Below are 16,126 nucleotides of genomic sequence, written 5' to 3'. Positions count from 1 at the left end.
TTAAGGGCCGTCCCCCCACGGTCGTACGGGGCCCGTGGACTTCCGTCCGCGGGGGGACGGGTCCAGCCGGCTCGCTGCCTAGGTTCGAAGCCGTAGGAGAACCCACCGGCGTAAGGCGGCAGGCATGATCGAGGCACGCGGACTCACCAAGCGGTACGGGGACAGAACGGCGGTCGAGGACCTGACCTTCACGGTCCGGCCGGGCAAGGTCACGGGCTTTCTGGGGCCCAACGGCGCGGGAAAGTCGACGACCATGCGCATGGTCCTCGGCCTGGACGCCCCCACCCGGGGCCGGGTCACCGTGGCCGGCCGCCCGTACGCCGAACACCCCGCCCCGCTCACCGTGGCCGGCGCCCTTCTGGAAGCGAAGTCCGTCCACAAGGGGCGGTCGGCGCTCGGCCATCTCATGGCCCTCGCGCACACCCATGGCATCCCCCGCCGCCGCGTCGAGCAGGTCCTCGACCAGGTCGGGCTGCGTGAGACGGCGGGCAGGCGCGTGGGCGGCTTCTCGCTCGGGATGGGGCAGGGGGCACCTCCCAGCGGTAGCTGGGGGAGGCTGGGCATCGCCGCCGCACTGCTCGGCGACCCCGGCACGGTCATCCTCGACGAGCCGGTCAACGGCCTCGACCCGGAGGGCGTGCGGTGGATCCGTACGCTCCTCAAGGAGCTGGCGGCCGAGGGCCGTACCGTCTTCGTCTCCTCCCATCTGATGAGCGAAATGGCGGTCACCGCAGATCACTTGATCATCATCGGTCGCGGCAGGCTGCTGGCCGACACCACGGTGGAGCGGTTCGTGCGGAGCGCGGGGGTGGGCGAGGTCAAGGTCGTCAGCCCCGAGGCGGCTCGGCTGCGCGACCTGCTGGCCGCGCCCGGCGTCGAGATCACCTCCGACGCGCCCGGCACGCTCCGCGTCACCGGCGCGGACGGCGAGCGCATCGGGAGCGTCGCCGCGCGCCACGGCATTCCCGTCCACGAACTCACCCCGCGCACCGCCTCCTTGGAGGAAGCCTTCGTGACTCCTCCCCCGGACGATTCCGGGGGCTTCTCCTGTCGGTGGTTCAGGCCACGTCGGGAAGGACCAGCCCGGCCCTGAGTGCGACGTTCCAGGCGCCCACGCGGTCTGCGTGGTCGATGTGCCTGCACTTGGTGCACTGGAACTTTTCGCCGTCGCGGTTCTCACCGTCCACGTGCCCGCAAGCGGGACAGGTGCGGGAGGTGTTGCGGGGGTCCACGGGTATCAGTACACGACCGGCGCTTTCAGCCTTGTGCGTGAGGATGCCCAGGAACACCCCCCAACCCGCGTCAAGAATGCTCCGGTTCAGCCCAGCCTTCGAGGAGGCACCGTTCGGCAGGAATCTGTCGGGCGCTTCGGGGTCGGGCTTCGGTTTGGGCGCACGGACCATGTTCGCGATGTTCAGGCGCTCGTGACCTATCCGGTCGTACGCGCGAACCATCGCAAGCGCGGTCTTGTGTGCGTGGTCGGTGCGCTGACGGCGCACCTTGCGGTGCAGGCCGGCAACCTTCTCCACCGCCCGGCGGTGCTTGACGCCGCGCTGGTCGCGGCGTCGGTTGCGTGGGAACGCCTTGAGTGCTCGCTGAGCGTCGGCCAGGGCATCGGCGTTGCGCTTGGCGTGCCTGGGGTTTTCGACGTGGGCGCCCTGGGATGTGGTGAGGAAGTGAGTGACACCCATGTCGATGCCGGTCACGGCGCCCGTGGCGGGCAGGGGTTCGGCAGGCACGTTGTCGCAGGCGAGGATGACATACCACTGCCGTCCCTCGCGCTTGACGCTGACGGTCTTGACCCGGCCCTTGACCGCACGGTGCTGGTGCACACGGACGTGCCCGACACCCTGGAAGCGGACACGGGTCACCGGGTCATGTGGGGTCGAGTCCCACCGGCAGCCGTCCCCGTCCTTCGGGAAGTCCACGGTGTCAAACCAGTTCACGCCCCGGAAACGCGGATATCCGGGTTTCTCCCCGGCCTTGACCCGGCGGAAGAACGCGGCGAACGCCTTGTCCAGACGGCGAAGCGTGGCCTGCTGCGAGCTGAAGGACCAGCGACCCTGCCGCTCCGGGTCGAATGCCCGGATCTCCCTCAGCTGCGCGGACTGCTGCCCATAGCTGATGCTCGTCTTCGAACTGTGCCGCCAGGCGCCCCGCCGCTCCTGGAGCGCGCCGTTGTAGAGGGAGCAGTGATCCCCAAGCATCTCCGCTAGGGCCTGCGCCTGCCGGACAGTAGGGCGCAGCAGGAACTTGTACGCACGCAGCAACGCAGCCCGCCCCCTCCGTCAGCGTCTTCCCTGGTCAAATCCGGTGCGATCACTCTACCGACCACCACTGACAACGCACCGTAATCCGCCGCCGCGCGGCTCCGCTTCAAGAATTCGATTCCCCCACCGGCCTGATGACCTCCGAGTGGTCCCCCGGCACCCTGTCGCCAACCCGCCGCTTCCACCGGGCCGTCCGGCGCGTACGGGACTTCGACGCCCGCGGGTGTGGTACCTGCTGCTGACGGGCGTACTCGCCCCGGTCGCGCTGGCCGACCTCATCGGTGCTCGGTGGAAGCTGACGGCGCACGGGACGGATGTGCCGGGCTGGTTGCCGTGGCTGGTGAGCGCCGGATTCGTGCTGCCGGTGACCTGGCGGCGGCGCGGACCCCTCGCCGTCCTGTGTGTGCTGGCGGTGCCGGGGGCCGTTGACGCCTGGACCGGGATCGCCCTGGAGGTCGGGGCGGGCCGACTCTGTCCGTCATCACCGGCCTGGCCGACGGCGGCTCGTACGCGGCCCGCAAGAACCCCGAGCGCGCGACACAGGCCCTGGAAGCCATAGGCGACACCAGCCGCGAGGCCCTGGGCGAACTGCGCACGCTGCTGGGCATGGTGCCGGACGCAACCGCCGATCTGGCCCCGCAGCCCGGGCTCGCGGCGGCGCGCGCCGGGCCCGCGGCGACGCGGTCGTCGCCCCCGCCCTGACCCGCCGGCTCCTCGACCGCTACGCCCACCACCTGCCGACGCCCGGCACCACCACCGGAGCCGACCCCCGCCTGGCGGCCCTCACCGGCCGCGAGCGCGAGGTCCTGACGGCGATCGGCCGGGGCTGGACGAACGGCGAGATCGCGGAGCGGCTGGTCGTCGCGGAGTCCACCGTCAAGACACACGTGGGCCGCATCCTGGCGAAGATCGGCGCCCGGGACCGCGTCCAGGCGGTGATCTTCGCGTACGACACCCGCCTGGTGCGGCCGGAGTAGACCCGCACGGCTTCACCCAGGGCAGAACGCCGCCCCCTTCCCCCGGCGCCCGGCATCCCTAGGCTGTTGGGGTGAGCACTCATGCGCCGAACGAAGCCCGCGTCATCCCCCTGCGCCCGCAGACCTCGCCGCCCGGTTCCGGCGGGACGGCCCGCGCCCCGCAGCGACCGGAGGGAGCCCCACGGACACCCGCGCCGAGGGAGCCCCTGTGGCGCGATCTCGTCGGCGATGTGCTGCGGCGCGAGCGGCTCGCCCAGGGGCGCACGCTGAAGGACGTCGCGGAGGCGGGCCGGATCTCGATGCCGTACCTGTCGGAGCTGGAGCGCGGACGCAAGGAGGCCTCCTCCGAGGTGCTCGCGGCCGCCGCCCAGGCCCTCGGGCTCGGCCTCGCCGATCTGCTCTCGCTCGCCCAGGACGAGTTGGCCCGGTACGCCCGGAGCCGGGTGGGCCGGGGCCGTACGTCGCCCACGGCGCAGTACGACGGCCTCTGCCTCGTCGCCTGAGCGAACCGGCGGCCGGTACGGCGGGGCGCCCCACCGCCGTACCGGCCCGCCGGCCTTCGGCCACGGCCGCGCGGGGTCAGACGAACGCGGGCCGTCGGCTCAGTACCTCGTCGGCGAGCCCGTAGGCGACGGCCTCTTCGGCGGTGAGCACCTTGTCCCGGTCCATGTCCGCGCGCAGCGTCGCCACGTCGTGCCGCGTGTGCCGGGCCAGGACCTCCTCCACCTGCGAGCGGATGCGGACCATCTCCTTGGCCGCGAGGCTGAGGTCGGAGACCGTCCCCTGCCGGCCGCCGCTGGCCGGCTGGCCGAGCAGCACCCGCGCGTGCTGGAGCACGCACCGTCGCCCGGGATCTCCGCCGGCCAGCAGCACCGCCGCCGTCGACGCCGCCTGACCGACGCACAACGTGGAGATCGGCGCCTGCACGTACGTCATCGTGTCGTAGATCGCCATCAGCGAAGTGAACGATCCGCCGGGCGAGTTGAGATAGATCGAGATCTCGCGCTCCGGGTTCACCGCCTCCAGGTGCAGGAGTTGCGCGATGACCACGTTGGCGACCCCGTCGTCGATCTCGGTGCCGAGGAAGATGATCCGCTCGTTCAGCAGCCGGCTGAAGACGTCATAGGACCGCTCACCCTGCGCGGTCCGCTCGATGACGTAGGGAACCGTGTACGACCCCATGTCACAACCCCATCCGTCGGCGGGAGGTGGCCGGGCGGATGTCGGTGAGCGACTCCACCACCCGGTCCACGATCCCGTACTCCCTGGCCTGCTCGGCCGTGAACCAGCGGTCCCGGTCGCCGTCCCGGGCGATCGTCTCCTCGCTCTGCCCGGTGTGCTCGGCGGTGATCCGCTCGATGGCCTTCTTGGTGAACTGGAGGTTCTCCGCCTGGATCTCGATGTCCGCGGCGGTGCCACCGATGCCCGCCGAGGGCTGGTGCATCATGATCCGCGCGTTCGGCAGCGCGAACCGCTTGCCGGGCGTGCCCACGGTGAGCAGGAACTGGCCCATGCTGGCGGCGAAGCCCATCGCCAGCGTCGAGACGTCGTTCGGGATGAGCCGCATGGTGTCGTAGATGGCCAGACCCGCGGTGACCGACCCGCCGGGGCTGTTGATGTACAGGCAGACGTCGGTGCGCGGGTCCTCCGCCGACAGCAGCAGCAGCTGCGCGCACACCCGGTTGGCCGACACGTCGTCGACCTGTGTGCCGAGGAGGACGATCCGCTGGGCGAGCAGCTGTGCCGCGAGATGGTCGTCGAAGCGGCTGGGCGGTGTGTCGCCCTCCTCCGCGCGGGGCGGAAGCGTGGTGGGTGGAGTCATCTGGTCTCCTTGTCGAGGCGGGGATGCCGTCGACTCCACTGTTGACCTCGGGAGATCCCCGGATGCGGTTTCTTGGCCCACCGCAGATTCGCCACGGGCAGAGGACCCTCAACTCAAGGCGCGCTGAGCACCTTCCGCGGGCACCGAGAACAAGGGGCGGAAGTAGGAAGGGTCCGCCTTCTCCTCGACCATGCGCCCCTCGGCCTCCACCCACGCGTGGGCGCCGAAGGGCAGGCGGGCCCGTACCCCCACCGTCCAGGTGGGCCAGGTGCCGCGCGCCCGGCACAGCAGGACGATCGCCAGGGAGCGGGGCAGGCACCCCTCGTCCCCGGCGCAGCGGAGGCTGACGGCCACCACGGCCTCCCGGGCGGCGCGGGCCTCCTCGTACGTGGCCGGGCGGGCGCCCCCGCGCAGGCGGGTGAGGATGGCGCGGGTCCGGGCCGGCGGCTTGGCGGCCAGGCGCCGGGCGACGGCCACGGCGAGCAGCACCAGCAGGCGGCGGGCCGGGGAGAGCCGGACCTCCGTCCGGTGCGGTACGACCGAACTCAACGCTGCTGCACCACCTTCGCCTGCCGGAGACTGTCCATCAGCTGCTCCACGTCCGCGCGGGCGCGTGGCTCGTCGACGTCGTAGACGGCCATCAGCCGCTCGGTGGTCTCCTGCACCGTGCTGCCGTCGACCAGGGCGCGGAAGGCGAGGGAGGCGGTCGGGTTGAGCTGCCAGTAGCGGCCGTCCCTGCCGTCCAGCAGCACCGTCCCGTAGTCGGTGTCCACCGTTGAGACGTCGGGGTGCAGTCTCCATGTCATGGTTGTCTCCTGCCTCGGGGCCTGGGGCGGGCTCAGGGGTGGGTGGCGGTGGCCGGCTGGGGGGCCGTGGCCCGGGCCCACAGTTCACAGCTGAGCGCGGACTGCATCGCACCTTGGTGGAGGCTGTCGGTGTAGGACCGGTCGAACAGCTCACGCAGCGGCCCGGGGTCGATCAGCCCCAGGGCGGCCAGGCGGGAGCCGTCCCACAGTTCCGCGAGGTCCCGCCGGTGCTCTTCGAAGCCCTCGGCGACGATCGTGGTGCCGTCGCCCTTGGTCCGCCGGGTCAGCACCCCCGGCGGCATGATGTCCGCCATCGCCGTCTTGATGAGGGGCTTGAACTCCCAGGGGGTGACGCGCTCTTCGGGCCTGACGGCCAGGCACGCCTGGATGACCTGGTCGTCGAGGAAGGGCGAGGTGTGGCTGAAGTCGCGTGTTTCGGTCAGTTGGTGGCACTGGCGGACGAGCCGTCCGGCGTCCTGGATGCCCAGGAGGTCGTTGTGCCGCCCCCGTGTCGGCGCGAGCGGCTCGGCCGTCGCGGCCGCGTCCCGCAGGGTGTGGGTCACCAGGTCCCTGGCGTCCGGGGTGAGCCATCCGGGCAGGCGCGGGAAGTGGCCCCAGTCGGACAGCGGGTTCGGGGCACGGCGGACGCGGCCGTGGGCCCGGTCCGCGAACCAGCGGCGGTAGGAGCGGCCGTCCAGCAGGCCTCGGGCCTCGACGCCCCAGCTGCTCCGGCGCAGTTGGGCCAGCACTCTCAGGCGCTGGGCGGCCAGCAGCGGCCTGTGGCGCAACAGGTCGTGCTGATAGGCGGGGTGGCCGCGCAGCAGTTGGTCGCCGCCGAGCCCGTCGAGGTGCAGCCGAGAGCCGTACGCGACGGCCCGCTGCCGTATGGCGCGCAGCCGGGGTCCGCTCAGCAGGGCGATGGACGGCTCGTCGGGCACGCCGTCCACGTCCATGAGGCCGCCGAAGAACGGCGGCAGTTCGCGGTTGGAGTAGACGATGTGGTTGAGGTCCGGCAGGCCGGCGGCGGCCTGCCTGGCCCACTCGACGTCCTCGTCGGCCTGGTCGTCGTTCTCCATGGTGAGCGTGGTGAGCGCGGGCCGGTACCGGGCGGCCAGCAGGGCGATGCTGGTGGAGTCCATGCCGCCGGAGAGGTCCGCGCTGACGGGCCGGGTGCCGTCGGCGCGCACCCGCACCGCGTCGTCCAGTGCCTGGCGCAACAGCCGGCCGCCCTCGGTCAGGGAAAGCGCCGGTTCGGGGGCCTGCCACCAGGGTGTGACCCGTGGCCGCCGGCCGTCCGCGGGCAGCGCCAGGTACGAGCCCGGAGGCACCGCGCAGACGTCGCGCCACGGCGGCAGGTCGCCCAGGGGGTGTGGCAGCGCGTCCAGGGTGCGCAGGGCGAGCAGGGCCGGGTCGAGCGGGGCGTCCAGGACGGTCGCCAGGACGTCGGCGCGGTCGGCGGCGATGGTGAGGGGGCCCAGCTCGCCGTGGAAGACCCGGCGCAGTCCGGAGGCGGTGCCCTGGACGCGCAGGCGGCCACGCACGGAGGCGACGAGGTGGTAGCTGCCGGCCCACGCCAGGCCCAGCCGGTCGAGGTCGGTCACCTCGTCGATCCGGGCGGCGGCCGCGGCGAGTTCGTCCTGGGTCGCCGAGCAGTGGCCGATCACGGCGAGCCGGGTGTCGCCCCGTTCGGCCACCAGGGCCCGGCCTTCGGCCAGCCGGCCGGCCACACAGGGCCGGCCGGACCGGTGCCTCAGCAGGATGCGCACGCCGTCCGTCGGGAGCCGGCCGATGGCGGCTGCCGCGCCCTCGTCATCCGGCAGCGCGACGAAGTACTGCCAACCGGCATCGGCCATGTCAATGTCCTTAGGAGGAGTGCCGCATCAGCGTCGGCCCTAGAGCCTGTCGTAGAAGTGGATGATGTTCTCGTAGCCGGTCAGGCCGAAGTAGCCGGTGTCCTCCTGGAAGGAGCCGCACTCGACCATCTTGGGAGCTTCATAGGCCTGGAGCTCGTTGGTCTCCTGGAATTCGTCGCCCTGCATCACAGTTCACCTCCCCGTTGACTGGTATGACCGCTCAGGGCGGAACACGTTCCGGTGCGGAAGGTTTCGCGGACGCCGGGATGACTCCCAACGGGCCGCCGGCCAAAGGGACTTGCGTCCCCATCGCCGCCCTGGGCGTGATCGACAGGGAATCACGCGGCTCACCGCGATTCAAGATTCATGATCGACCGCCCTGCCATGAATATTCCGGAATGCTCCCTCTTACTTTCGCCCCGGCCACCCCTGGGGTTCAGGGGCCCCGTTTGACGCCCCTTTAGCTAACCGCTATCTATTGGGGGGTCGCAGAGGAGGGTGGTCCGTGCAGGACGTGGTGCTGGCGCTGCTGGTCAAGGAGCCCTCACACGGGTACGACCTGCGCAGGCGGTTGGCGGCGGCGCTCGGGCCGTTGGGGGAGACGCTGAACGCGGGGCAGATCTATGTGACGCTCACCCGGCTCGAAAAGGCGGGCCTGGTCGTCCAGGAGCGTGAGGACGAGCCGGTGCGCGGCCCGCGACGCAAGGTGTACGCGCTGACCGCGGCCGGGCAGGAGCGGGTGGCCGCATGGATGGCCGAGAGCGCCGGGCCCAGAGCGGACGTGGCGGAGTTCCACCTGAAGCTGGTGGCCGCGGGCGAGTCGGGCCTGGCTGATCCGCTCGCGCTCGTGGACGCGCGGCGGCGGGAGCTGATGCGCAGCCTCGCCGAAGCCCAGCACGCCGCCCTCGCTCACGAGACGGGCTCGGAGGCCGGGCTGCTCCTGGAGGGCATCGCGCTCCGGTTGCAGGCCGATCTGCGCTGGTTGCAGGCGTGCGAGCGGACCTGGTCCACCCGCACACCGCGTGCGAAAGGCAGAGGAAACGGATGACGAGAGACGGTCAGCGGGTCAGGGCCCGGTCCCGGCGGAGGGGTACGGACGACGGCCCGGGCGCGGGACGGTCCGGCCGCGGGCACGGCGCGGCGGCCGGGCCGGTGCTGCGCGCGGTCGGCCTGGCGCGGGTGTACGGCCAGGACGAGAGCGCGGTGTGGGCCGTCGACGGGGTCGACCTCCACGTTCCCGCCGGGCAGACGCTCGCCGTGACCGGGCCCAGCGGCTGTGGCAAGTCCACACTGCTCCAGCTTCTCGGCGGTCTTGACCGGCCCACCGAGGGCGAGGTGTGGCTCGGCGGACGGCGCGTCGACGACCTCGGCGAGCGGGCGCTGGCCCGGCTGCGGCGCCGCGCCGTCGGGTTCGTCTTCCAGGCCTACCACCTGATGGACGAGCTGACCGCGGCGGAGAACGTCGAGCTGCCCGCGCTGCTCGCCGGCGCCTCACCGCGCACCGCCCGCCGCCGTGCCGCCGAACTCCTCGATCAGGTCGGACTCGCCGACCGGGCCCGGCATCTGCCCTCGGAGCTGTCCGGCGGGCAGCGGCAGCGGGTCGCCATCGCCCGCGCCCTGGTCAACAAGCCGCTGGTCGTCCTCGCCGACGAGCCCACCGGAAACCTCGACAGCGCCGCGACCCACGACATCCTCCGGCTCTTCGACGAGCTGCGCACCGCCGGCCAGACCCTGGTCATGGTCACCCACGACGAACGCGTCGCCGCCACCGCCGACCGCGTCGTCTCCCTGCGGGACGGCGCGCTGGCCGACGACACGTCCCTGGACAGCGGACAGCGCCACCGACAGCGCCACCACACGTCTCGGCACGCTCTTGAGCTGGGAGGACTGACCGTGGGACGTCTGCTGCTGATAGGGCCGCCTGGTCCTGCGCGACATGCGCCGCCGTCCCGGCGAGGCCGTCATGTTCCTGCTCGCCGTCACCATCGCCGGCGCCAGTCTCACCCTCGGACTGGCGACCAACGACGCCGTCGTCAGCGGGTACGAGAAGACCCGCGCGGCCACCGCGGGACCCGACATCATCGCCACCACGACGGCCGAGGACCCGTCCCGCGTGGCCGAACGCCTCGCGGACGCGCCCGGTGTGGCCGCGCACGCCGAGCCCGTCTTCGCGTTCGACACCTACATCAAGGCACACGGCAAAACCGCGCACTCCTCGGTCGAGGGGCGCGAGACCGCACCGTCCGCCGTGGACCGGCCGCTGGTGACCTCCGGCACCTGGGTGCGCCCCGGCGGCGCGGTGCTCGAACGCGGCTTCGCGCAAGCGCTCGGCGTACGCGTCGGCGACCGCGTCACCATCAGCGGACGCGACTATCCGGTCGTCGGGACCGCGATCAGCGCGGCCACCGGGGTGTATCCCGGGAGCGACGCCGCGCAGGGGGCCGGGCCGTCCGACTACGGCGGCAGGATCTGGCTCACCTCAGCCGACACCCGCGCGGCGGCGGGGGACGAGCCCAGTGTCCACCTGATCCATCTGAAGCTGACCGATCCCACCGCGACGACACGATGGCAGAACACCGTGTTCGGCCGCGACCGCGAGGTCGACTCCTCGGTCAACGTCCACTACTGGCAGGACGTCCTCCGGACGGACCTGTCCATGATCCGGTCCATCCAGCCCGCCCTGGTGGTCGGCGGCTGGCTGCTCGCCGTCGCGGCGATGGTCACCCTCGCCGCGCTCGCCACCACACGCGCCGCCCGCGACAACCGGCGTGCCGCACTGCTCAAGGCCGTCGGCGCCGGACCCGCCACCGTCACCTCCGCCCTGCTGGCGCAGTACCTGCTGCTGACCCTCCTGGCCTCCGCGCTCGGGCTGACCGCCGGAACGCTGGCCGCACCCCGCCTGGTCGATCCCAGCGCCGGGCTGCTCAACGCCGTCAGCCCTCCGGACTCCGACACCGTCACCGCCGCGGTCTTCCTCGCCGTGGTGGTCGCCCTGACCGGTGCGCTCGGCCCCGCCCTGCGCGCCGCCCGCACCAGCACCGTCCACGCCCTGGCCGACCCGGCGCACCTGCTCACGCGCCACCCGCGCCTGAACGCCCTGACGGCGCATCTGCCCACCTCGCTCCTGCTCGGCATCCGGCTGCTCGCCCGCCGGCCCGGCCGCGCCGTGCTGGCCGCCACCGGCACGGCCGCCACCGCCCTCATGCTCACCGCCCTGCTCACCTGGCACACCGAACTCGAGGGGAGGCCCGACTTCACGCGGTTCGGCCCCGTCGAAGTGCGGGTCGACCTGACCGGCGAGGTGCTGCTCGCCGTCACGCTCACGCTGGTGGCGCTGTCCACGCTCAACACCGTGCTGCTCGGCTGGAGCACCGCCGTACAGGCCCGGCGCGCCCTGTCCATCGCCCGTACCCTCGGCGCCACGCCCGGCCAGGTCGTCGCGGCGCTCTGCGTCGCGCAACTCCTGCCCGCCGTGCCCGGAGTGGCGGTGGGTGTTCCGACCGGGCTCGGCCTGTACTGGCTCTTCGGCGCACAGGTCACGCCCCCGGGATCGTGGCTGCTCGCCACCGCGCTCGCCGTCCTGTCGGCCATCGCGGCGCTGACCGCGCTGCCCGCGTGGGCCCACACCCGCAGCCCCGCCGGGCGGGTCCTGGGCGCCGAACCCGCCTGACGGACCCTTCACCCCCGCCTGCTCAGAGTTTGCGCACGATGACGCGGCCGGTGTCGCCGCCGGAGGCGACGAGCGTGCCGTCCGCCGAGAACCTGACCGTATAGGTGCGCCCCGTGCCCAGGTCCGCTGGGCGGCGGGTGAAGGCGGGGTCGCTGTGGCGGGTGACGGCGTCGACGACGTCGGTGTCCCCCCGCCGGCCGATGGCCAGGGTGGAGCCGTCGGGCGAGTACGCCCAGCCGTGGCAGGTGGCCCAGCGGTCGGTGCGGAACGAGTGCGGGAAGTGCCAGATCCGTTCGCCGGTCTCCAGGGAGTACGCGCACGGGCCCTGGGCGGACTCGGGGTTGGCGACCAACTGCGTGTCGGCCGGGTCGAAGCCGATCGCATGCGGCTTGCGGTCCATCGGGATACGGCACACGACCGCGTCCCGGTCGATGTCCCAGATCTCGACCTCGGTGACCTCGGGGTCGTCCTCCTTGTACCGGGACCCCTTGGTGAAGCACAGCGCCATGAGCTTCCCGGACGGGGAAAGCGCGCCCGCCCAGCAGCGCGTCGAGGGTCTTTGCGCGGATGTCGCGAACACGTCGTTCCAGCCCCGGTCGAGGATGCGGACGCGGTCACCCGTGTCGAAGAGCAGCAGCCGTCGCCGGGCCGCGTCCCATGAGGGGCGCACACGGAAAGGGTTGAAGTCGGCGTCCTGGAACTCCCTGTACCGGGCGAGAATCCGGGTCTGCCCGCTTGTCGGATGGAACAGGCGTGTTTCCTCATTGAGCGCGTAGACGATGTGCTCACCGCCGGCGTCGAAGTGCACGGCGTGCACGAAGGTCTGCCGCTCGCCCACGGGTTCGGCGTGGATCAGCCGGCGGTGTCCGGTGGTGACGTCGATCAGATGGATCTCGGCACCGTAGGCGCCCTTGAGCATGGTGCCGACGGCGAGGGTCCGGCCGTCCGGGGACAGGTCGAACGCCTCGGCGGAGCACCGGTTGGGGACCTTGACGTCGAGCACGACGGCGCCGCGCGCCGCCTGGACGGCGTCGGCGACGCAGGCGAAGCCCTCCCGCAGCTTCTTCCCGCGCAGTTCCTCGAACTCCCGCTCCGCCTCGTGCTCGCCCGCACACTCCGTCACGGTCTCCCGGGGCCGTCTGCCCTCGGTCCACGCCGAGCGGATCAGCCGGGAGCCCTCGACGGCGATCCGGTAGAACTTCACCTTCGCCGGGTCGGCCGACGACCTCATCGTTGTGTCCAGGCTGGTCATGACAGGTCACCTTCTCGGCCGTGAACGGCCGTCCTTGTACGCTCGGCCGTTCGCACCTCGTCGCGCTCCCGACTGTGGGTTGTCCGCTCATCGGCCCCGGGTCGCGGGGCACGGCTACACCACCGCCCTGACGGTCGGCTTCGGCATCCTCCTCGCCGCCGTGTGCGCCACGGCACCGCTGATCCGGACCCGCGCGGCGCGACGGCGGTCCCCGCGTCCGTAGGGCCCGATCAGCCCTGGATGCAGAAGACGAGCATGTCCATGGTGTGGCCGTGCTTCAGGGCGGTCTGCCACTCCTCATGCTCCACAGTGAGTTTGTCGATGAGGAGTTTGGCGTCGTAGGTGAAGCTGTGGTCCAAGCGGTCGAGTACGGCCGTGTAGGCGTCGGCGACGGACTTGGCCTTGGCGAGCGGCAGGTAGCCGATGGCCGGGTAGCCGTCCATGGGGCTCGGGACGGAGAACGGGAGCAGGTCGGTGAAGTCCGCGAACAGGAAACTGCACGGCAGCAGGTCGACGGGGACTCCCAGAGCGCGGAGTTCGTCGTCCATGCGGCCGAAGAAGGTGGACGGTTTGGAATACACGCCCACGTCGATGGGGTCCGATCCGGTGCAGTCGAGGACGGTCATCAGCGCGGCGTAGTACGCGTGGCCGACATGATCCCCCTCCGCGTCGGCCCGGCCCATGATGAGGTGTTCCAGGGCCTCGGGGACGGTGAGGCCCCAGTCGATGCGCTGGTGTTCGACGCGGTGCTGGACGGCCCGCGCCTCCTCGCGCATGGTGGCGAGGACCAGCTCGTGGTGGGCGGTGGGCTCGCCGCCTTGCAGATAGGCGAGAGTCCGGCTCATGGTTAGCACCTTCATGCTGATCACGTGGCTCATACGGGTCATGGTCGCAAGCCCTGCCGACAGGGCCGCCACCGAGGGTGGTTCGGGCGGCACCGAAACGTTCCGCGCTTAGCGTCGGGCCATGACGCACACGACGCATGAGTTCAACTGCTTCGCGGACGTACGGGCGGCGCTCGCCGACCCGGCCCTCGTCCCGGAACTCCCGGCTACGGATGGGGGTCCCGTGGGGGCGAGCGTCGCCTGGCTGCGTGCCACCGTCGCCCGGTTCAGCTCCGGCGAGCCGCACCGGCGGCGGCGGGCTCTGGTGGAGGCCGAACTGGCCCGGCTGGAGCCCGCCGCGCTGTGGCGGGCGGCGGCGACCGGGCCCAAGGGGGAGGTCCGGGTGCGGGTGGTGCGTGCCCTCGCCGAGGCCCTGGGGATGCCGGAGGCCGGGGCGGTCGCGGAGGCGGTGACCGTGGTGGCCGGGGCCTACTTCGGGGGTACGGACGCCGCCGCGGACGAGGCGGTGGCCCGGCTCGTGGCGCGGCTGGCACCGGCCGGTGCCGATGAGGCGGCCCTGGAGGCCGTCGCCAACCGCATCGGGCTGCTGGTGCAGGCCTGCGATGCGACGGCCGCGCTGGTGGAGGCCTGCGCGGGGGCCGCGCTGGTGGAATCCGCGGCGGACAGCGACGTACCGCCCGTACAGAGCACCTCGGGCGGCGGCGTACCGGCCGTACAGAGCGCCCCGGACGGCGACGTACCGCCCGCCCGTAACGCCCGGGGCGGCGACGTACCGCCGGCCCGGGTGCTCCGGGAGGCGCCGCCGGTACGGACCATGCGCCGGGTCGCCGCCCGCGCCACCCGGGTCGCCGGCCGGGAGATCGACGAGGGCGATGTGGTGCTCCTGGACCTCGCGACCGCCCAGCGCGCGCGCCCCGTCCCCCTCGCCTTCGGCGCACCGCCCCGGGTCTGCCCCGGCCGGGCCCACGCCCTCGCCCTGGCCGACGGGTTGCTCCAGCGCCCGCTGACCGCCTTCGCCCGCCTGCACCACCAGGCCACCACCCCGCTGCTGCTGCCCAACGCCTGGGACTACGCCTCCGCCGCCGCCCTGGCGGCACAGGGCTTCCCGGCGATCGGCACCACGAGCCTGGGCGTGGCCGCGGCCGCCGGCCTGCCGGACGGGGCGGGCGCGAGCGTCGAAGCGACCCTGTCCCTGGCCCGCACGCTCGGGCGGGGTTCCTTCCTGTTCACCGTCGACGCCGAAGGGGGCTTCAGCGACGACGTGGAGGACGTGGCCGCGCTGGCCCGGGAGCTGTACGAGGCGGGCGCCGCGGGGATCAACCTGGAGGACGGCCGGCCGGACGGCACCCTCGCCCCGGTGGAGCTGCACGCCGCGAAGATCGCCGCGGTCAAGGCCGCCGCGCCCGCGCTGTTCGTGAACGCCCGCACCGACACCCACTGGCTCGGACGTCAGCGGGAGGAGACCGCGGCGCGCCTGGCGCTCTACGAACAGGCCGGGGCGGACGGGGTGTTCGTACCGGGGCTGTCGGATTCGGACGGGATCGCCGCCCTGACGGCGACCCTCCTCGTCCCGCTGAACATCCTGTACACGCCGGCCGGCCCCACGCTCGCCGAGCTGGCCGCGCTGGGCGTACGCAGGGTCAGTCTCGGCTCGCTGCTCTACCGCAGGGCCCTGGCGGCGGCCGTGACCGCCGCGACCGCCGTCCGCGACGGCCGGCCGACGGACCTCACGGCCCCCTCCTACGCGGAAGTGCAGGCGCTGGCGGAGCCCTGATGTCACCGCCGATCCGCCAACTGCGGCTGATGGTTACTGTTCCGGCATGTCCGAGACCTCTGGCCAACTCTCGTTCGACACCCATGCCCAGGCGCCCTCGGTACCCGGGCTGCGCTACATCGCCGACTGGCTCGCCCCCGATGCCGGTGCGGCCCTGCTCGCGGGGATCGACGCGGCGCCATGGTCGGCGCAGCTCAAGCGGCGCGTACAGCACTACGGCCATCGGTACGACTACGGCCGCCGCTCCGTGGCCGCCGTGGCCGCCGATGCATCGCGGCCGACCGCGCCGCCGCTTCCGGTGTGGGCGCGGGAGCTGGCCGCCCGGCTGGTGGCCGAGGGGTTGCTGGACCGGGAGGCGGACCAGGTGATCGTCAATGAGTACCTGCCGGGGCAGGGGATCAGCGCCCACGTCGACTGCGTGCCGTGCTTCGGCCCGGTCGTCGCCGCGATCTCCCTGGGTTCCGGCTGTCTGATGGACTTCACCGACCCCGACGAGGGCACCAAGCTGGCGGTGCCCCTGGCGCCGGGCAGCCTGCTGGTCATGGCCGGCCCGGCCCGCTACGCCTGGCGGCACGCCATCGCCGCGCGCAAGAGCGACCCCGGGGCGGCCGGACGGATTCCCCGTGGACGCCGGGTATCGGTGACGTTCCGCACGGTCCTGCACACACGTCAGGCGACATCCACCCGGAGCTGATTCCGGACGACACCGTCCCGTCGAACGGCCGGCGGGTCGCTGCTCATCGTGGCGGAGTTCGGCGAGGACAACGCGACCAAGTCGGTGTCGTTCCGGCTGGTGTCGAAGGTCCCGGAGTGCAGCGTGCCGGGGATCGGCGGCGGTCCGTCCGCGCACGCCTGAC

The 16,126-nt window shown here is 72.6% G+C and carries 17 protein-coding genes and 2 pseudogenes; 9 read left to right on the top strand and 10 right to left on the bottom strand.

Going from position 1 to position 16,126, the window contains the following annotated elements:
• The first annotated feature begins 124 nt into the window (after positions 1-124).
• Positions 125-1,093, top strand: coding sequence for an ATP-binding cassette domain-containing protein (locus ACFZDL_RS34810; RefSeq protein ID WP_353594303.1), 969 nt, complete (start codon positions 125-127; stop codon positions 1,091-1,093).
• Here the strand turns inward: ACFZDL_RS34810 and ACFZDL_RS34805 are convergent.
• Positions 1,059-2,270 (bottom strand): transposase, encoded by a 1,212-nt coding sequence (locus tag ACFZDL_RS34805; RefSeq protein ID WP_353594304.1) that lies wholly within the window; start codon positions 2,268-2,270, stop codon positions 1,059-1,061. The genes ACFZDL_RS34810 and ACFZDL_RS34805 overlap by 35 nt on opposite strands.
• Positions 2,271-2,702: 432 nt before the next feature.
• Here ACFZDL_RS34805 and ACFZDL_RS34800 point away from each other — a divergent pair, with 432 nt between their 5' ends.
• From ACFZDL_RS34800 to ACFZDL_RS34790, 3 genes and pseudogenes are all read left to right on the top strand, one after another.
• A complete protein-coding gene (locus tag ACFZDL_RS34800; RefSeq protein ID WP_391193311.1) occupies positions 2,703-2,972 on the top strand; it encodes a histidine kinase in 270 nt (89 codons plus the stop codon).
• Positions 2,939-3,247, top strand: a pseudogene (locus ACFZDL_RS34795) (response regulator transcription factor); the annotation flags it as partial. The gene ACFZDL_RS34800 and the pseudogene ACFZDL_RS34795, both read left to right, overlap by 34 nt.
• Positions 3,248-3,318: 71 nt before the next feature.
• Positions 3,319-3,750: a helix-turn-helix domain-containing protein gene (locus ACFZDL_RS34790; protein ID WP_353594305.1), complete on the top strand. Its 432-nt coding sequence runs from the start codon at positions 3,319-3,321 to the stop codon at positions 3,748-3,750.
• A gap of 76 nt (positions 3,751-3,826) precedes the next feature.
• Here ACFZDL_RS34790 and ACFZDL_RS34785 read toward each other — a convergent pair whose 3' ends face one another.
• From ACFZDL_RS34785 to ACFZDL_RS34760, 6 genes are all read right to left on the bottom strand, one after another.
• Complete coding sequence (locus tag ACFZDL_RS34785; RefSeq protein WP_353594306.1) at positions 3,827-4,429, bottom strand: ATP-dependent Clp protease proteolytic subunit; 603 nt, start codon at positions 4,427-4,429, stop codon at positions 3,827-3,829.
• Position 4,430: 1 nt separating this feature from the next.
• Positions 4,431-5,069, bottom strand: a complete 639-nt coding sequence (locus ACFZDL_RS34780) for an ATP-dependent Clp protease proteolytic subunit (RefSeq protein WP_353594307.1) — start codon at positions 5,067-5,069, stop codon at positions 4,431-4,433.
• A gap of 108 nt (positions 5,070-5,177) precedes the next feature.
• Positions 5,178-5,618, bottom strand: coding sequence for a lasso peptide biosynthesis B2 protein (locus ACFZDL_RS34775; protein ID WP_353594308.1), 441 nt, complete (start codon positions 5,616-5,618; stop codon positions 5,178-5,180).
• Entirely contained in the window at positions 5,615-5,875 is a 261-nt protein-coding gene (locus ACFZDL_RS34770) for a lasso peptide biosynthesis PqqD family chaperone (RefSeq protein ID WP_353594309.1), read from the bottom strand. Before ACFZDL_RS34770 ends, ACFZDL_RS34775 begins: the two co-directional genes overlap by 4 nt.
• A gap of 32 nt (positions 5,876-5,907) precedes the next feature.
• Positions 5,908-7,728 (bottom strand): asparagine synthase-related protein, encoded by a 1,821-nt coding sequence (locus tag ACFZDL_RS34765; RefSeq protein WP_353594310.1) that lies wholly within the window; start codon positions 7,726-7,728, stop codon positions 5,908-5,910.
• 39 nt (positions 7,729-7,767) lie between these two features.
• A complete protein-coding gene (locus tag ACFZDL_RS34760) occupies positions 7,768-7,914 on the bottom strand; it encodes a keywimysin-related RiPP (RefSeq protein WP_353594311.1) in 147 nt (48 codons plus the stop codon).
• A gap of 319 nt (positions 7,915-8,233) precedes the next feature.
• Between ACFZDL_RS34760 and ACFZDL_RS34755 the strand changes: the two genes are divergently transcribed.
• Complete coding sequence (locus ACFZDL_RS34755) at positions 8,234-8,776, top strand: PadR family transcriptional regulator (RefSeq protein WP_353594312.1); 543 nt, start codon at positions 8,234-8,236, stop codon at positions 8,774-8,776.
• Positions 8,773-9,327, top strand: a pseudogene (locus ACFZDL_RS34750) (ABC transporter ATP-binding protein); the annotation flags it as partial. The gene ACFZDL_RS34755 and the pseudogene ACFZDL_RS34750, both read left to right, overlap by 4 nt.
• On the opposite strand, the gene ACFZDL_RS34745 reads toward ACFZDL_RS34750, so the two are convergent.
• The gene (locus tag ACFZDL_RS34745) at positions 9,220-9,666 is read right to left on the bottom strand and encodes a hypothetical protein (RefSeq protein ID WP_353594313.1); all 447 of its coding nucleotides are present in this window, start codon (positions 9,664-9,666) and stop codon (positions 9,220-9,222) included. The pseudogene ACFZDL_RS34750 and the gene ACFZDL_RS34745 overlap by 108 nt on opposite strands.
• On the opposite strand from ACFZDL_RS34745, the gene ACFZDL_RS34740 reads away from it, so the two are divergent.
• Positions 9,665-11,398 carry an FtsX-like permease family protein gene (locus tag ACFZDL_RS34740; RefSeq protein ID WP_353594314.1) on the top strand — a complete coding sequence of 578 codons (1,734 nt, stop codon included), beginning with the start codon at positions 9,665-9,667 and terminating at the stop codon, positions 11,396-11,398. The genes ACFZDL_RS34745 and ACFZDL_RS34740 overlap by 2 nt on opposite strands.
• 22 nt (positions 11,399-11,420) lie before the next feature.
• Here the strand turns inward: ACFZDL_RS34740 and ACFZDL_RS34735 are convergent, their stop codons facing one another.
• Together ACFZDL_RS34735 and ACFZDL_RS34730 are read right to left on the bottom strand one after the other, a co-directional pair.
• Positions 11,421-12,650 carry a WD40 repeat domain-containing protein gene (locus ACFZDL_RS34735; protein ID WP_353594316.1) on the bottom strand — a complete coding sequence of 410 codons (1,230 nt, stop codon included), beginning with the start codon at positions 12,648-12,650 and terminating at the stop codon, positions 11,421-11,423.
• A gap of 230 nt (positions 12,651-12,880) precedes the next feature.
• Positions 12,881-13,495, bottom strand: a complete 615-nt coding sequence (locus ACFZDL_RS34730; protein WP_353594317.1) for a hypothetical protein — start codon at positions 13,493-13,495, stop codon at positions 12,881-12,883.
• A gap of 121 nt (positions 13,496-13,616) precedes the next feature.
• Here ACFZDL_RS34730 and ACFZDL_RS34725 point away from each other — a divergent pair, with 121 nt between their 5' ends.
• Positions 13,617-15,269 carry an isocitrate lyase/phosphoenolpyruvate mutase family protein gene (locus tag ACFZDL_RS34725; RefSeq protein WP_353594318.1) on the top strand — a complete coding sequence of 551 codons (1,653 nt, stop codon included), beginning with the start codon at positions 13,617-13,619 and terminating at the stop codon, positions 15,267-15,269.
• Positions 15,270-15,315: 46 nt separating this feature from the next.
• Complete coding sequence (locus ACFZDL_RS34720) at positions 15,316-15,963, top strand: alpha-ketoglutarate-dependent dioxygenase AlkB (RefSeq protein WP_353594319.1); 648 nt, start codon at positions 15,316-15,318, stop codon at positions 15,961-15,963.
• Positions 15,964-16,126: the final 163 nt, after the last annotated feature.

The organism is Streptomyces sp. NPDC007917 (assembly GCF_042959105.1).
GTDB lineage: Bacteria > Actinomycetota > Actinomycetes > Streptomycetales > Streptomycetaceae > Streptomyces.
The sequence above is the reverse complement of the archived record's forward strand: the minus strand, read 5'-3'. Positions and strand labels throughout refer to the sequence as shown.

Coding starts and splice junctions, on each gene's coding strand:
- ACFZDL_RS34810 (WP_353594303.1), top strand. CDS start 125: ATGATCGAGGCACGCGGACTCACCAAGCGGTACGGGGACAGAACGGCG.
- ACFZDL_RS34785 (WP_353594306.1), bottom strand. CDS start 4,429: ATGGGGTCGTACACGGTTCCCTACGTCATCGAGCGGACCGCGCAGGGT.
- ACFZDL_RS34780 (WP_353594307.1), bottom strand. CDS start 5,069: ATGACTCCACCCACCACGCTTCCGCCCCGCGCGGAGGAGGGCGACACA.
- ACFZDL_RS34770 (WP_353594309.1), bottom strand. CDS start 5,875: ATGACATGGAGACTGCACCCCGACGTCTCAACGGTGGACACCGACTAC.
- ACFZDL_RS34765 (WP_353594310.1), bottom strand. CDS start 7,728: ATGGCCGATGCCGGTTGGCAGTACTTCGTCGCGCTGCCGGATGACGAG.
- ACFZDL_RS34760 (WP_353594311.1), bottom strand. CDS start 7,914: ATGCAGGGCGACGAATTCCAGGAGACCAACGAGCTCCAGGCCTATGAA.
- ACFZDL_RS34740 (WP_353594314.1), top strand. CDS start 9,665: ATGCGCCGCCGTCCCGGCGAGGCCGTCATGTTCCTGCTCGCCGTCACC.
- ACFZDL_RS34745 (WP_353594313.1), bottom strand. CDS start 9,666: ATGTCGCGCAGGACCAGGCGGCCCTATCAGCAGCAGACGTCCCACGGT.
- ACFZDL_RS34735 (WP_353594316.1), bottom strand. CDS start 12,650: ATGACCAGCCTGGACACAACGATGAGGTCGTCGGCCGACCCGGCGAAG.
- ACFZDL_RS34730 (WP_353594317.1), bottom strand. CDS start 13,495: ATGAGCCGGACTCTCGCCTATCTGCAAGGCGGCGAGCCCACCGCCCAC.
- ACFZDL_RS34725 (WP_353594318.1), top strand. CDS start 13,617: ATGACGCACACGACGCATGAGTTCAACTGCTTCGCGGACGTACGGGCG.
- ACFZDL_RS34720 (WP_353594319.1), top strand. CDS start 15,316: ATGTCCGAGACCTCTGGCCAACTCTCGTTCGACACCCATGCCCAGGCG.